This is a genomic window from Mycolicibacterium boenickei (assembly GCF_010731295.1).
Taxonomy (GTDB): Bacteria; Actinomycetota; Actinomycetes; order Mycobacteriales; family Mycobacteriaceae; genus Mycobacterium; species Mycobacterium boenickei.
In genome coordinates this window covers 1,730,145-1,744,130 of sequence record NZ_AP022579.1, presented here as the reverse complement: position 1 = coordinate 1,744,130, position 13,986 = coordinate 1,730,145, and the positions used below count along the sequence as shown (strand labels likewise).

Below are 13,986 nucleotides of genomic sequence, written 5' to 3'. Positions count from 1 at the left end.
GCCCCATTGAACTCCTAGTTTGTACTCAAAGTACAAACTCTGCGCAAGGACCCTCGTAGACTGCGCTCGTGGCTGAACAGACCGGGCGAACAGTGCCCCCTGCGGTGGCCGAGAAGCTCTACAGCGCGACCGACCTCATCGCCGCCCGCGGGCTGGAGAAAACGAAGATCGAGGACATCGCCAAGTCATCGGGCGTCCCGAAGGCAACGCTGTACTACTACTTCAAGGGCAAGGACGACATCCTGGCCTTCCTCTTCCGGGATTCCCTCGATGCGCTCGCCCGCGACGTCGCCACGGCTGCCGACGGCCCCGGACCGGGCAGAGACCGCCTGGCCGCCGTGATCCAGGTCCAGGTCGCACACACCATGCACCGACCGGCAACCGCGCAGGCGCTGGTCGGCGATCTGAGCCGCGCGATTCGACTGCCCGAACTCGCGACGGCCGTTCAAGAGGCGTTCTACGAACCCATCGCCCGAGTGCTCCACGCCGGGGCCGCCGACGGCTCGCTGCGGAAACTCGCGGACCCCGAGAGTGCTGCGATCAGCGTTTTCGGCGCCATCATGATGACCGCGATGCTGCACAACGTCATCGACTCGCAGAAGACGCAAGACCAAGTCGCCGAGGAGGTCATGCACCTCATCGAGAACGGGCTCGCGCCGTCAAGCTGATCCGTTCAGACATCATGGAGCCCATGAGCCACACACGAACCAGATCCGCGCACCGGCCGACGAGTACCTCGATTGCCATCGCGGTGATGTTGGGCCTGCTGGCGTCGGTTCTGGTGTGGGGGCCCGGCGCCGGACGCGCGTACGCGGCGGAGGCGTCACCGGCCGGGGATGCGCTCTCCCTCGGCGACCCGGCCGCCCCGGGACAGATCGACCTGTACCTGGATCCGCTCTGCCCATACAGCGGGAAGATGGTCCGCGAGCAGGGCGCCGAGATCGGCCGCCGCATCGAGGCAGGACAGCTCCACATCAACCTGCGGCTGGTCAATTTTCTCGAAAAGTACTCGGCCAGTGGAACTTACGACAGCCGCGCGATCTACGCCGCGTTCATCGTCGCTGATCACTCGAAATCGAGCGACGTCACCTGGCAGTTCATCGAGCAGATCTTCTCCGCCGATCAGCAGCCGAAGGAGAAAGGCTCGACCGATCTGAGCAACGATCAACTCGCCGGGCTGGCCGATCGCGCAGGCGCGCCGCCGTCAGCGCAGGACATGATCAAGCTGGGGCTGCCCGTCCCCTTCGACGGGCATGCCATCGCCGCCAACAACCTGCCGCTGCTGCGGGCCCTCCCCGACTCCGGGGTGCCGATGGTGGTCATCGATGGCGAATCGGTCGACGGAAACTCCGATTGGCTCGATCGCCTGCCGCGCTGACTATCGAGCGGTTCCGATCGGCGGCAGCGAGCCGACGGCCTCGAGCTGATCGTGCTGGGCCGCGAGGGTGTCGGCCAGGAAGGTGCGGGCGATGCGGAGCAGTTCGGCGATCTTCGGGTGTGCGAGCGTGTAGTACACCGCATTGCCGACGCGATGCCCACTGACCACGTGATGACGCTTGAGGACCGCGAGATGCTGGGACAGCAGGGTCGGCTCGATATCGGTGGCAGCCAGGATCGCACTGACCGGAGTGGGTTCCTGGCTCACGGACAAGATCTCCAGCACCCGGATCCGCGCCGGGTGCGCCAACGCCTTGAACAGATTGGCCTTGATCTCGTACAACGGCCGCTCGGGACCATCCAGGACGCTGTCGGTCACCACTGCCCCAATGATTGACGGATTGATGAAATTCGCAATCCATCATAGCGACCGTTACCCTTCAGCAATGCCCACCGGCCAAGCCCCACGCACCAAACCGGGCCCACTGCAGTACATCGGGTACTGCTACGGCAAGCGGCTACCCGACTCGATGCGCGACTGGGTGGCCAACGACCTGGCGGGTCCGGGCGCCACCATCCGGATGATGGTTCGCGTCGCGATCCCGGCGATCCTCGTCCTGGCACCGATCTGGTTCATCCCGATGTCGCTCTACCTGCACGCCAGCATGACGGTGCCCATCTTCATCCCGTTCGTGTACTTCTCCCACGCGCTGAACAAGGTGTGGCGTCGTCACATGCTCGTCAAGCACGGCCTGAACCCGGCCCTGCTCGACGAGCTGTCACGCAAGAAGAACGCGCATATCCACCAGGCGTATGCCGAACGCTACGGCCCCCGCACCGGGCCGAGCAGCAGCGGCGATATCTGACCGCGATCCGATTACGGCTGGAGCGCGCACAACGTGAGCGCGAAGGCCGGGGCAGCGGCAGTCCCGGCGATGATGAGCAACATCGTCAGCGACTGCGGATGCCACCGAATCGACCGCCGGGGTTGCATGAGGCGGGTGACCCGATCGGTCACCGCGGTACCGGCGGCGGCGAGCACACCGTCGGGCAGGCGCAGCCGGGTGCTCAACGTGACGAGACCGGCCAGCAGCGGCTCACGGCCGTGCCTGCGGCTGGCCGCATCGTCGGCACACATCTCTAGTAGGACCGGTACAGACCGCGCAGCCGCCCGCATCAGGGGAAGCCGCGGCAACGCCGCGGCGAGGGTACCCAGGATCGCGATGACATGGTGATGACGGCCGCGCAGGTGTGCCCGCTCGTGGGCCAGGACCGCGGCCAGCTCCGGTGGATTCAGCAACTCCAGGGCGGCGGTCGTGACGACGATCGCGCGCTGCCGGCCACCGGATACGCAGTAGGCCGTCGGTTGGCCGGCGGTGATGGCGACGACGCCGGGGTGGTCGGTGGGCCTGCCGATGATCCGGACCGCTTCCACGTGTCGGCGATTGGCGCGCCGCGTCTTGTACAACGTGACGATCACACGGCGGGTGGTGTTGGTCGCCACCGCGGCAGTGACTGCGAGCAGTGCGACGACCAAAACCGTGGCCACGGTGGGCGGTAGCGTCACCGCGCTGGCGATCCCCAATGTCTCGACGCAGAACGTCGGTGCGCTGCGCGTGATCAGGCTGTGGGCGGCACCCACGATCAGGATCACCAGCGCCGCCACCCAGGCGAATGACGCGGTCGCCACGACCACCAACCAGCTTGCCACCGAAAGCCTCGGATGAATGCCGGCCGAGATCCGGCCGGTGAACAACACCGGAGCCAACCAGCTCAACGCCATCGCATAGCCGAGGAGAAACGTGACCGCGTTCATCGTGACCGCCCCTCGGTGAACCGCTTGAGCGCCTGCCGCAGCTTGGTCGAGTCGTCGTCGACGATCTGCTCGAGAAAGAAGTTGAGGATCAGCTCGCTGTCACCACCGGACTCGAACACGGTGCGCATGAGCTGCGCGGAGTGTTCCTCGCGGCTCATCACCGGCCGATAGCTGTAGGCCAGACCGACCTTCTCCCGCTGCAGCCAGCCCTTGCGAAACAGGTTGTCCATCGTCGACATGACCGTGGTGTAGGCGATCTGACGTTTGGTGACGAGCTCATCGTGCACGCTGCGTACCGTGGACGGCTCGGTACGTGACCAGAGCACTTCCATCACCACAGCTTCGAGATCGCCAAATCCCGTTATTCCCATAACCATTACCGCCCGCCAAGGTATGCCGGCACCGTGTTCCGGCCTCGCGCGTCAAACCTATGTAGCGCGATAGTAGCTGCTCCGCTCATTGCGTCGTGCTCCCGATCCCGGTGGCCCGGGAACCGACGCCCACGTCGTCAGACTCCGCAACGCCGGTTCGCGTACGGGTACGCCGCCGCCACAATCGAATTGACCGCCACAGGATGAGTGCCACCACCACGCCCAAGATCAGCCAGGCGTCGCCGACGCTGGACGACAGTCGCCCCAGCCACACCTGCAGGTCGTACTGCGCGTCGACGGAAAGCACGCCACCGAGATTCGCGGTGCCGTCGGTGAACAGGAACATCCCACCGAGCACGATGAACGCCGCCCCGGTGAGCAGGGAGGTGGTGTGTGTCTGCAGCGGGCCGAGACGCACCGGTCGCCCCCGGAGCCAGGTCCGCTTCGACAGGTTGAAGCGGTCCCACAACCATGCGAGCAGGAACAACGGCGCCGCCATCCCCAGTGCGTAGACGGCCATCAGCAGTGCCCCATAGGCCGGGTCCGCACCCATGGCCGACATGGTCAGGACCGCGCCGAGCAGTGGACCGGCGCAGAAGCCGGCCAGTCCGTACACAGCTCCCAGCACGAATACCGAGACGGAGCCGGAAATGTTGATCCGCCCCATCGCCCGTTGCACGAATGAGAGACCGAATCCCTTGCCCAGCAACGTCATCAACCCGAACGCGATCAGCACCAGCCCACCGATCACGGTCATTTCACTCCGATAACGCGTGACCGCGCTGCCCAGCATCCCAACACCGGCCCCCAGGGGCACCAACACCGCGCAGAGTCCCACCCAGAACACGAGCGTGCGGCGGATCAACAGGTGCGCCCGATCGAAGGCGTAGGCGAAGAACGACGGCAGGAGCAGGGCCGAACAGGGACTGAGCAGGGAAGCCAACCCACCGAGGAAGGCTCCCAGTAGACCGATGCCGCTCATCGGGCGGCCAGGGCACCGTCGATGGCGCGGACGAAATCTTCGGTGGGCTGCGCGCCGAGCATCGGCACATCGTTGATCAGGAACGCCGGTGTGCTGGGCACGCCGATCGCCGTGCCCCGCGCCAGATCGGCGTTGATGGCGGAGTCAAAGGTGTTTCCGCGCATGCCGGCGGTGAATCTGCCGATATCGGGAACGCCTGCCTTCCTTGCGAACTCGATCAGGGCCTCGTCTGTCAGGTCTGCCTTCGACCGCTCCGGCGCGGCGGCGTAGACGGCTCGGTTGAACTCCCAGAACTTGCCCTGTTCGGCTGCCGCACGTCCGGCACGTGCCGCTGACATCGACTGCGGGCCGAAGATCGGGAAGTCGCGCCACTCGATGCGGAGTCGACCCGCATCGACGTAGCGCTTGACGAGCTCGGGCTCGATGTCACGGCTGAACTTGGCGCAGAACGGGCATCGATAGTCGGAGAACACCACCAGTGCCACTGGCGCGTCGGGTGCGCCCAACGCAAGGGGGTCACCCGCCTGGCGACGCTCCACGGGAGGCCGTCGTCCATCGACGCTGCCGCCAGACGCATCGGCGTCGGACAGAGATGTCACCGAAGTGCCTGCGGCGGGTGCGGCGGAGACCGCGTCGTTGTCCGGACGTATCAGCAGGTAGGCAATCAGCGCAGCCGCAATGACAACGAGTCCTCCGATGAAGATGAGGTCCCTGTTGACATTCTCTCGCCGTCCACCCACTGCGCACCTCCATGCTAGCCTCAAACCTACGTAGCTACGCCGTAGCTACGTATTCCGTTCTAGCACACCGCGTCACCAGCGCGCAGGAACAGATGGGAGACCCCGGCATGTCGGCGAGTTCACCCCACAAGAGGGCAGCACCAATCCTCTCGGTACTCGCCCTGATCCTTGTCGCCACCTTCGGCGCGAGCGCGTGGCCCTCCCAGGCCCCCTCCGCCCACCGCGCCGCCTACACATTGGCCACTTCAAGCGAGAAGGCGCAGGTCAACTTCACCACGACGTCAGGCGCCAAGCTGGTCGACGGCGGGACCTACGGTGTCGGCACCGTCATCGTGGCCCACTTCGACGGACCGGTTGCCGACCGCGCTGCCGCAGAGAAACAGCTGTCCGTCAAGACCGTTCCGCCGGTTGATGGCTCCTGGTACTGGATGGACAACCAGCGCGCCCACTGGCGACCGCAGAGCTACTACCGCCCGGGCACCGAGGTCGTCGCGTCCGGGAGCAGCCAAAGCACGGATGGCGCCGTTACTTTCCGCATCGGAGAATCCCACGTCTCCATCGCCGACGACGCGACCAAGCAGATCCGCGTCTACCGCAATGACGAGCTGGTCCGCACCATTCCGACATCCATGGGTATGGGCGGATCAGAAACCGTTGCAGGTAAGACGATTTCGTTCTGGACCCAGCCCGGCGTCTACACGGTGATGGACAAAGCCGACACCGTCGTCATGGACTCCTCCACCTACGGGCTTCCTGTCGATTCACGACTCGGGTACAAGGTGACCGTCAACAATGCGGTACGGCTCACCAACAGCGGGATCTACGTCCACCAACTCGACAGCACGATCTGGGCGCAAGGCAAGACGAACACGTCGCACGGCTGCCTCAACGTCAACGCCGACAACAGCCGGTGGTTCTACGAATTCTCCCAACCCGGAGATGTCTTCGAAGTACGCAACACCGGCGGGGAGCCATTGCCGATCTGGCAGAACGGCGACTGGAGCGTCACGTGGGAAAAGTGGCTCGAGGGCAGCGCCCTGCGATGACGGTGTACGCGCGAGACGAACGCACGCGTGCGGCCTAACCTGTCGGGTCCCCTGCCCGATGTTGAATCCTGATCATCACAAACTCCGAGGGCCTCAGCGGCGCGAAAGCCACCGTGATGCTGACCAGGCCGTGGTCGATGTCGTCTTGCGTCATGGTGTCGCGGCCGCAGCTCACGAAGTAGGCGTCGCGGTCGGTGGGCGCCGAAAACGCGCCTTGCCTGTACAAGTCGCGCAGAAATGCGCCGACACTCAATCGGATCTGTGCCCACAGCGGTTCGTCGTTGGGCTCGAACACCACCCATTGGGTTCCGCGGTACACCGACTCTTCGAGGTAGAGCGCCAGCCGTCGCACCGGGACGAACTTGAACTGGTCAACCACGGCGTCGGTGCCCCGCAGCGTGCGGGCACCCCATACCACCGGGCCCGCACCGGGCAACGTCCGCAGGCAGTTGACCCCCGCGGCGTTGAGGGTGCCGTTCTGTACGTCACTGACGGCCACGGTCAATCCGGTGACCCCGGCCAGCGCGACATTGGCCGGCGCTTTCCAGACCCCTCGGTCGGCATCGGTCCGGGCGATCGCCCCGGCCACCGCGCCGCAGGCCGCGAAGTCCCCGACCGCGCCGTTGCGCAGCGGATCGGGCCGTCGAATCCGCGGGAAGTAGATCGCGCCGTTGCGGGCTGCGTCGCCCGTCAGTCCCCGGGCGGCCGGCCAGCCCGCGACGGTGCTCACCGTCGCCGCGGCCGGCGGATCCACGAGCAGGAAGGCTCGGCGTTGAACGCAATAGGTGAGCGCGGCCGCCCAGACGTTCGCCGGCAGGTCGCCGTCCGGGGTTGCCGGCGGCAGGCACAGCAGATTGAAGAGGTCAGCCTTGTCCAATGCGTAGATGCCTTTTGCGGCATCGTGAAATCCAGCCCCGACATAGTCGTGCTCCGCGAGGGCGCTGCCGTCCAAGCCGCCCGCGACCAGGCGGACGATGATCGCGGATTCGCCGCCGTTGAAGAAGAAATCCCGCACGGCATATCCCAGACCGCTGCGGTCGGACAGTCCCCCGAAAACGCCGTCGAACTCGGCAAACGAGGTGACCCGCACCGGTTCTTCGACCGGGCCCTGCGGCGCGCTCCCCACGAATGCGCAGATCGATGTCGGCACCCCGGTGACCCCGCGAGCCCCACCTCCGGTCTCCCCGATATCGGTACCGGGAGGTTGCTGCAACCCTGGCATGAGAATCCCCTTCGGCCCCTCCGCACCCGATCATTCCACCTGTGACCTGCGCCACTGCCGATCTCACCGCACTACCAGGGCGTTTTGTGAAATCCGACAATCGTTACCATCGATGCGCTACTCATCCGAGGGGCCAGCCCACACCGACCCACAGGACGCTTGATTTGAACTCGCCAGAACTCGCCCACTGGAATGCCCAAGAAGCACTCGCGGAGGCGATGATCCCGATCATCGGAACCCTGTACCGGGCGAAGGGCGTGACAGTCCTGCTGCACAGCCGCTCGCTGGTGAACAAGTCTGTCATCAGCATCCTGCGGACCCACCGGTTCGCCCGCCAGGTGGGCGGTGACGAACTGTCGGTCGAGGAGACCTTCCCCTTCCTGCAGGCGCTGGCCGACCTGGACCTGGGTCCGTCGAAGATCGACCTCGGGCTGCTGATCATGGCCTACCGCGCCAGCGATGAGGGATTGTCGGTGCCCGAGTTCACCGCGCAGGTGCTCAGCGACGTGACCGGCGAACACAAGAGCGAACCCCAGGGGCCGCGGGATGTGGTGCTCTACGGCTTCGGCCGCATCGGCCGGCTCGTCGCGCGCCTGCTCATCGAGAAGGCCGGCTCCGGGAACGGCCTGAACCTGCGCGCCGTGGTGATCCGCAGCAACGGCGAGGGCGACCTGGCCAAGCGGGCGTCGCTGCTGCGCCGCGACTCGGTACACGGCCAGTTCAACGGCACGATCAAGGTCGACACCGAGACCAACAGCCTCATCGCCAACGGCAACGTCATCAAGTTCATCCACAGTGACGACCCGGCAAGCGTCGACTACACCGAGTACGGCATCGACAACGCGATCCTGATCGACAACACCGGCAAGTGGCGCGATCGCGACGGCCTGTCCAAGCACCTTCGCCCCGGCATCGCGAAGGTCCTGCTGACCGCCCCGGGCAAGGGCGACGTGCCGAACATCGTGCACGGGGTCAATCACCGCACCCTCGACCTCGAACAGCAGATCTTCTCGTGTGCGTCCTGCACCACCAATGCGATCGTTCCGCCGCTCAAGGCGATGGACGACGAGTACGGCATCGCCCGCTGCCACGTGGAGACCGTGCACTCGTTCACCAACGACCAGAACCTGCTGGACAACTACCACAACGCCGACCGCCGCGGCCGGTCGGCGCCGTTCAACCTGGTCCTGACCGAAACCGGTGCGGCCTCCGCGGTCGCCAAGGCCATGCCGGACCTGAAGGCCAAGATCAGCGGCAGCTCGATCCGAGTGCCCACCCCGGACGTTTCGGTGGCGATCCTGAACATGCAGCTGCACCGCCCGACCACCAAGGAAGAGGCCCTGGAGTACCTGCGCCAGGCGTCCCTGTCGGGACCGTTGAGCCGCAACCTCGACTACACCGCGGCGACCGACGCCGTCTCTAGCGACTTCATCGGTTCCCGCGCGGCCAGCATCATCGACGCCAACGCGACGATCGTCGACGAAGACAACGTGATCCTCTACGTCTGGTACGACAACGAATTCGGCTACTCGTCCCAGGTCGTGCGCACGGTGCAGTACCTGTCGGGCATCGAGTACCCGACGTACCCGCAGATTCGAGCGGACGTGGACCAGACGGTCTTGGTCACTCCGTAGTAGGCGACGACATCTTGGGACGGGGCTGCGCTGGTCGGCTCTGCGAATGACCGCAGACACTGGCCAACGCAGCCATCGACCTTGATACCGAACGCGCCGTGCTGCGGACACTCAACACGACGCAATCGTCATGCGAACAACGCCCCAGCGGGTTGCCCGCCAGGGCGTCGTCAGTCAACCTCCGGTCCCGTCAGGGCTCCGGGTTGTCAGTGGCCTCGATCCGTTCGCCGACGGGCACGGTGATCCGGTCCCGGCATTTCGTGTAGACGACTGCCCCCAAGATGCCGAGGCTCACCAGTGAGATGACCATGCTCCAATTGACGAACCACGGTTGCCCGGGCTGCGTGCGCGGCCACAGCACATTGACGACCTCGAAGGCCAGCCAAGCCGCCGCCGCGTAGGTGACCGGTGCACCCCAACGCCCCAGGGTGAAGGCGCCGGGAACCCAGTGCCCGGCCAACCGGGTCAGCGCTGCGGCGAAGACGGGTACCGCGAACGCGATGTATGGACCCATCACCGAGAAGTTGACCAGAACGTTGTAGAGATCCGAGCCGGCGAACAGCAGGAACGCCGCGGCGACCACCGCCGTCAGACCGATCGCCCGGACCGGCATCCGCTCGGGACCGGCGAGCTTCGACAGCACCGCGGCACCTGGCAGGGCACGGTCGCGGGCCATCCCGTAGACGGCACGGGACACCGCCGACTGCACCGCCAGGCAGGCCGACATGAAGCCGATGACGAACATCAGCAGCAGCGGCTTGGCAATCGACGCCCCGAGCTGCGCGGTCAGGGTCGCAGACACCGGGTCACCACTCTGCTCGGTGAGTACCGCCGACATGTCAGGGATGGCGAGGATGACCGCGGCCGCGGAGTACATCACGATGACGCCGACCAGCAGCAGCGCGAAGACGATCGCCTTGGGCACATTGCGCTCCGGGTTCTCCACTTCCTCGGCGATCGAACCGGCCGACTCGAAGCCCAGGAACGCCCAGCCCACGAAGGCCACCGCGACCAGCATCGTGCTCAACATGCTTTCGTGGTCGCCCGGGAGACCCTCGAAGAGCGTCGAGACCGGGTTGACGCGGTGGAAGAGCAGCAGCACGGTGCCCAGCACGACAGAGCCGACGATCTCGCAGATGATGCTCGCGACGATCATGACCTTGAGGACCTGCCGGCCGATCATATTGGCGGCCGTGGTGAAGCTGATGACGCCGATCGCCACCGCACTGAGCAACCACCGGTCGGGTGAGCTGACACCGAACACCTCGAGAATGAATCCCGCTGCGGCATAGGCCATCGTGGACAGCGTCAGCATCAGGCCCCAGATGTAGGCCCACGCCGCCGTCCAGCCCCAGGTCGTGCCTTTGGCGTGCCGTGCCCACTGGTAGACACTGCCGGCGTAGGGGAATCGGGACGCCAGCTCGCCGAAGACCAACGCGACAAGCAACTGTCCGCACAGCACGATGGGGAAGGCCCAGAAGAATCGTGGCCCGGCTGCGAACAGGCCAAGCGCGAAGATCGCATACAGGGCGACGATCGGGGAGATGTCGGCGAACGCCAGCGACAGAGCAGCCCGGAAGCTGAAGCCGCGATTGAGGATGTCGTCGTTATTCGCGCGGGGCGGAGTCCCCGCACCGTCGGCAATGCGCTCCGGGCTGCCAAGTACCACCGGTTCCTCCTTGAGGCTGAAGTGGACTCATCCTGACGAGCGCCAAGACTCACCAACAGCCGCACTGAGGCACATCCTGCTTCGGTGATTTTGTGCGAATGTCTAACGTCGCGCCGGCGACCGACGGCGTGACCCGTTACAGATCACGCTGGTTTGTAGATCAACGCCAAGAACTCAAGAGCTTGAGAGGGGCGGCCGCGATAAGGACCGCGATGAGAGCCGAGAACGCCAAACCTAAAAACGCTGCCGTCATCGCTATGTACATGGCAGTTGCCAGCCGCTCGAAAACACCACTCATGAAGCAACCTCTGCAGACGAACTGAGACACTCTTGCGGTGCGCGGTCCCTTACGTCATCGCGCACAGCGCAGACTCTAGGCCGCTCGGCGGTCCGGCCCGGATTACGCAATGTAACGAATCCGGTGAAATCGTTGACACTCTGCCATCGTGACCCGCGCACCCAACGTCACAGGGTGTAGGCACCTTGCAGCGTGGCTAGTTGAGGTCGATCTGCTCCGTCGTGCCGGCGGTGTCCTTCGTCGTGGTGACGTCGCGGCACTCACCGTAGAGTTCGATCGATCGATTCACGGTCCCCTTGGCTTGGGGGTTGAAGACCGCGACCACCTTGTTCTTGGCAAGGCTACTGGCGTGCGTCTTGAAGTCCGTGTCCTCACCCCACCCGTTGGACTTCAACTGCTGCACCATCTGTTCGACCTCGCTGCCAGAGGCTTCGAAACTGGGCGCCAACGGGTATTTGATCCTGACCACGCCACGGAACGGCGCTTCATGTTGGTCATTGCACGAGGAGCGCCGGAACACCACCGCCGAGGCATCGAGTTTCAGGGTCTGCACGATCTCGCGAGCAGCGTCGACCACCTGGGCCTTGGACTGCTCGGGCGTGAGCGGGTCCGAAACCCCGTTGCTCTTGGAACTCACGGCATCACATCCTGAGGTGAGAGCGGCGACCGCCAGGCCCACCGCGATGAACAGATTCGCTCGCACGCTGACCTTTTCCCTGCGTTCATTGGCGCTCATTGGTGACGGTGACCGCCCGTCGGGATCCGCCAGGACTCCGGGTCGATCTCCACTCCGAGAACTTGCCTTCTATGACCAGCCGTCATCCCATCATGCTCCAGCGCATCGCCATGCCCCGAGGCGATATCGGAGATACTGAACAGTGATTCGCTCCCCGGGACCAGATAGCCGCTGTGGTCCTTCCACGGCAAGGTCCAGCCTTCCACCTCGGCCTTGAACCGGGTTGACCCGAAGTCGTCGTCGGCCGGGTCGGTGCCCAGCCCGATGGTGACGCCGGTGCCGGGGATGTGCACCTGGTTGTTGTCGCCACCCAGATGGGTGATCGGATCGGTGGAGGCCGCGCCCACGTACACGTGCCCGTTCTCGGGCAAGTGGAAATCGGCGGCACTCTTGGCCAAATCAGTTCCGGGAGAACCGATCAGCACCACATCGTCGACGCGCATGCCGTAGCCGGCAGCGGCGTCGGCCACGGTGGTCGAGCCGTAGGAATGACCGATCACCGTGACATGGGAGTCACCGTGGTTGGTCACCGAGAGCGCGTTGACGTCCGAGGACAACAACGCCCCACCCTCGCGGGCGTTGCCGACCTGTCCGACCTGCAGGTCGGTCAGGCTGTCGGGAGCGTTGTAACCCATCCAGGCCACCACGGCGTTGCTCTTGGTCGGATCGGCGCGCTGAGTTTCGGTGTACACGTTGGCGGCGTCGTCGCTGCTCAACCATCCCTCTGAAACACTGTGGCTGGTTCCGGGCACCACCACCGTGGTGTTGTCGGCCGAATCGGGATCGCCGATCGAAATCGCCGCTCTGCCTTGGCCGTTGAAGGCCTCCGGTTCGTACACGTAGAGATAGGTGGGCGCATCGGTGCTGTCGGCGTTGTGGGCGAGCCCCTCACGCACTTTCAGCGCGTTGTAGTAACGGGTCATCTCCTGCTGCGACAGAGCCTCCGTGGCATTTTCCACGCGGGCGATGTCGGCGTCCATCACTGCCTTGTTGGCGGTGCTGCGGTCGGCGACTGGGATGCCGTTGAGGTTGCCGAGCTTCTCGGGCTGCTCACGCAGCAGCCGCTCCCGGTCATCCTTGCTCAGCGCGTCCCACCACTTCTTGACTTCCTTGGGGTCCTTGCCTTCCGGGATCTGAGGGCCGGCATCTTTCGGGCTCTCCGGTGCGGGAATTCCACCGGGACCGAAGGTTTGCATCGGCGAATCCAGGGCGCTGACGGCGCCGCGCAGATTCTGGCCCAGCTGCCGATCCGCGGTGTCGAAGTTGGCCAGCATGGTCTTCACGTTCGCCGCGTTGCTGGCCGCCAACGCCTGCAACTGCGCGGAGTTGGCCGGGCTGATCTTTCCGTACTGCTCCAGCGTCGAGCCCGGGCGGACCGAGACGGAACCGTCAGGACCGACCTGCCAGCCCTGTGCCGTCAGGCTGCTGACGGTCTGCAGAAGGCTGGTGCGGGTCTGGGCGAGCTGACTGCCGCCCTCCTGCATGATCGTCTGCGTCCGGGTGAGGGCTTGCTGCAGTTGTCGCATCCGCTGCACCGTCGCCGTCGACTTGGACTGCGCGGCGTCAGATGCGGACCCCTGCCACCCGGCGTGCAATGTCTGCAGACCCTTTTGATGCTGCTCGATCTGGGTACCGAGCGCCGTGGCTTTCTGCCCCATCTCCGCACCTGCCTGCACCAGGTTGCCGGGCTGCGACGCCTCGACCTGCGGAATCGTGACCGGCGCTCCCGCCGGCGCGGCGTCAGCCACCGATCCGCCGGATGCGGCGGCCGAACTCCTCGTCGCCTTGTCGGTACCGCTCGGCCGCGGCCATCAACCGGTCCTTGTGCATGGTCAACTCGTCGTTCACCGTTGTGGTGGCTTTGTCGAGCGCCGACGCCACAAAACTGCAGGCGGCGCCGGTGGCCAGGTCGGAAACGCCGCTGCTTGCGCTGGCCATCGATTGCCCGGCACCGAGCGATGAGACCGCGGCAGCGACTTCAGCCTGCGCCGTCGCCGCTGTGGACAGCTGGGCGGGGGCCACTCGCAGGTTTGCCGACATAGATAGAGCGTAAAGCCACTCCAGAGGGCCACGATGCACTAATTCTGGGGCGCGT

Annotated in this window: 15 protein-coding genes and 1 pseudogene; 5 read left to right on the top strand and 11 right to left on the bottom strand. The window is 65.3% G+C overall.

Annotated features, from left to right (window positions below; translation table 11 throughout):
- Positions 1–68: 68 nt before the first annotated feature.
- On the top strand, positions 69–668 hold the full coding sequence (locus G6N57_RS08100) for a TetR/AcrR family transcriptional regulator (protein ID WP_234815612.1): 600 nt from the start codon (positions 69–71) through the stop codon (positions 666–668).
- Positions 669–691: 23 nt separating this feature from the next.
- Positions 692–1,378, top strand: coding sequence for a DsbA family protein (locus G6N57_RS08095; RefSeq protein ID WP_407665966.1), 687 nt, complete (start codon positions 692–694; stop codon positions 1,376–1,378).
- Here G6N57_RS08095 and G6N57_RS08090 read toward each other — a convergent pair whose 3' ends face one another.
- Positions 1,379–1,756 (bottom strand): ArsR/SmtB family transcription factor, encoded by a 378-nt coding sequence (locus G6N57_RS08090; RefSeq protein ID WP_075919923.1) that lies wholly within the window; start codon positions 1,754–1,756, stop codon positions 1,379–1,381. It abuts the gene before it with no gap.
- Positions 1,757–1,823: 67 nt separating this feature from the next.
- Between G6N57_RS08090 and G6N57_RS08085 the strand changes: the two genes are divergently transcribed.
- Positions 1,824–2,243: a DUF5313 domain-containing protein gene (locus G6N57_RS08085; protein ID WP_077739997.1), complete on the top strand. Its 420-nt coding sequence runs from the start codon at positions 1,824–1,826 to the stop codon at positions 2,241–2,243.
- Between the two features lie 11 nt (positions 2,244–2,254).
- Here G6N57_RS08085 and G6N57_RS08080 read toward each other — a convergent pair whose 3' ends face one another.
- From G6N57_RS08080 to G6N57_RS08065, 4 genes are all read right to left on the bottom strand, one after another.
- Positions 2,255–3,193: a M56 family metallopeptidase gene (locus G6N57_RS08080; protein WP_077739996.1), complete on the bottom strand. Its 939-nt coding sequence runs from the start codon at positions 3,191–3,193 to the stop codon at positions 2,255–2,257.
- Positions 3,190–3,525, bottom strand: coding sequence for a BlaI/MecI/CopY family transcriptional regulator (locus G6N57_RS08075; RefSeq protein WP_234815611.1), 336 nt, complete (start codon positions 3,523–3,525; stop codon positions 3,190–3,192). The genes G6N57_RS08080 and G6N57_RS08075 overlap by 4 nt, the downstream gene beginning before the upstream one ends.
- 124 nt (positions 3,526–3,649) lie before the next feature.
- The gene (locus G6N57_RS08070) at positions 3,650–4,546 is read right to left on the bottom strand and encodes a cytochrome c biogenesis CcdA family protein (protein ID WP_077739995.1); all 897 of its coding nucleotides are present in this window, start codon (positions 4,544–4,546) and stop codon (positions 3,650–3,652) included.
- Positions 4,543–5,286, bottom strand: a complete 744-nt coding sequence (locus G6N57_RS08065) for a DsbA family protein (protein WP_077739994.1) — start codon at positions 5,284–5,286, stop codon at positions 4,543–4,545. Before G6N57_RS08065 ends, G6N57_RS08070 begins: the two co-directional genes overlap by 4 nt.
- A 107-nt stretch (positions 5,287–5,393) precedes the next feature.
- Here G6N57_RS08065 and G6N57_RS08060 point away from each other — a divergent pair, with 107 nt between their 5' ends.
- Entirely contained in the window at positions 5,394–6,332 is a 939-nt protein-coding gene (locus G6N57_RS08060; protein ID WP_077741835.1) for a L,D-transpeptidase, read from the top strand.
- Positions 6,333–6,366: 34 nt separating this feature from the next.
- Here G6N57_RS08060 and G6N57_RS08055 read toward each other — a convergent pair whose 3' ends face one another.
- Positions 6,367–7,554, bottom strand: a complete 1,188-nt coding sequence (locus G6N57_RS08055; RefSeq protein WP_077739993.1) for a phage tail sheath family protein — start codon at positions 7,552–7,554, stop codon at positions 6,367–6,369.
- A gap of 218 nt (positions 7,555–7,772) precedes the next feature.
- Between G6N57_RS08055 and G6N57_RS08050 the strand changes: the two genes are divergently transcribed.
- Entirely contained in the window at positions 7,773–9,188 is a 1,416-nt protein-coding gene (locus G6N57_RS08050; protein ID WP_407665977.1) for a glyceraldehyde-3-phosphate dehydrogenase, read from the top strand.
- Here G6N57_RS08050 and G6N57_RS32000 read toward each other — a convergent pair.
- The 5 genes and pseudogenes from G6N57_RS32000 to G6N57_RS08030 all read right to left on the bottom strand — a co-directional run.
- A pseudogene (locus G6N57_RS32000) lies at positions 9,170–9,274 on the bottom strand (MspA family porin); the annotation flags it as partial. The gene G6N57_RS08050 and the pseudogene G6N57_RS32000 sit on opposite strands and share 19 nt — an antisense overlap.
- 104 nt (positions 9,275–9,378) lie before the next feature.
- Positions 9,379–10,857 (bottom strand): amino acid permease, encoded by a 1,479-nt coding sequence (locus G6N57_RS08045; protein ID WP_234815610.1) that lies wholly within the window; start codon positions 10,855–10,857, stop codon positions 9,379–9,381.
- A gap of 494 nt (positions 10,858–11,351) precedes the next feature.
- Entirely contained in the window at positions 11,352–11,891 is a 540-nt protein-coding gene (locus G6N57_RS08040) for a lipoprotein LppJ family protein (RefSeq protein WP_234815609.1), read from the bottom strand.
- Entirely contained in the window at positions 11,888–13,639 is a 1,752-nt protein-coding gene (locus G6N57_RS08035) for an alpha/beta fold hydrolase (RefSeq protein WP_234815608.1), read from the bottom strand. The genes G6N57_RS08040 and G6N57_RS08035 overlap by 4 nt, the downstream gene beginning before the upstream one ends.
- Positions 13,632–13,931, bottom strand: a complete 300-nt coding sequence (locus G6N57_RS08030) for a DUF6317 family protein (protein WP_077739990.1) — start codon at positions 13,929–13,931, stop codon at positions 13,632–13,634. The genes G6N57_RS08035 and G6N57_RS08030 overlap by 8 nt, the downstream gene beginning before the upstream one ends.
- Positions 13,932–13,986 lie beyond the last annotated feature (55 nt).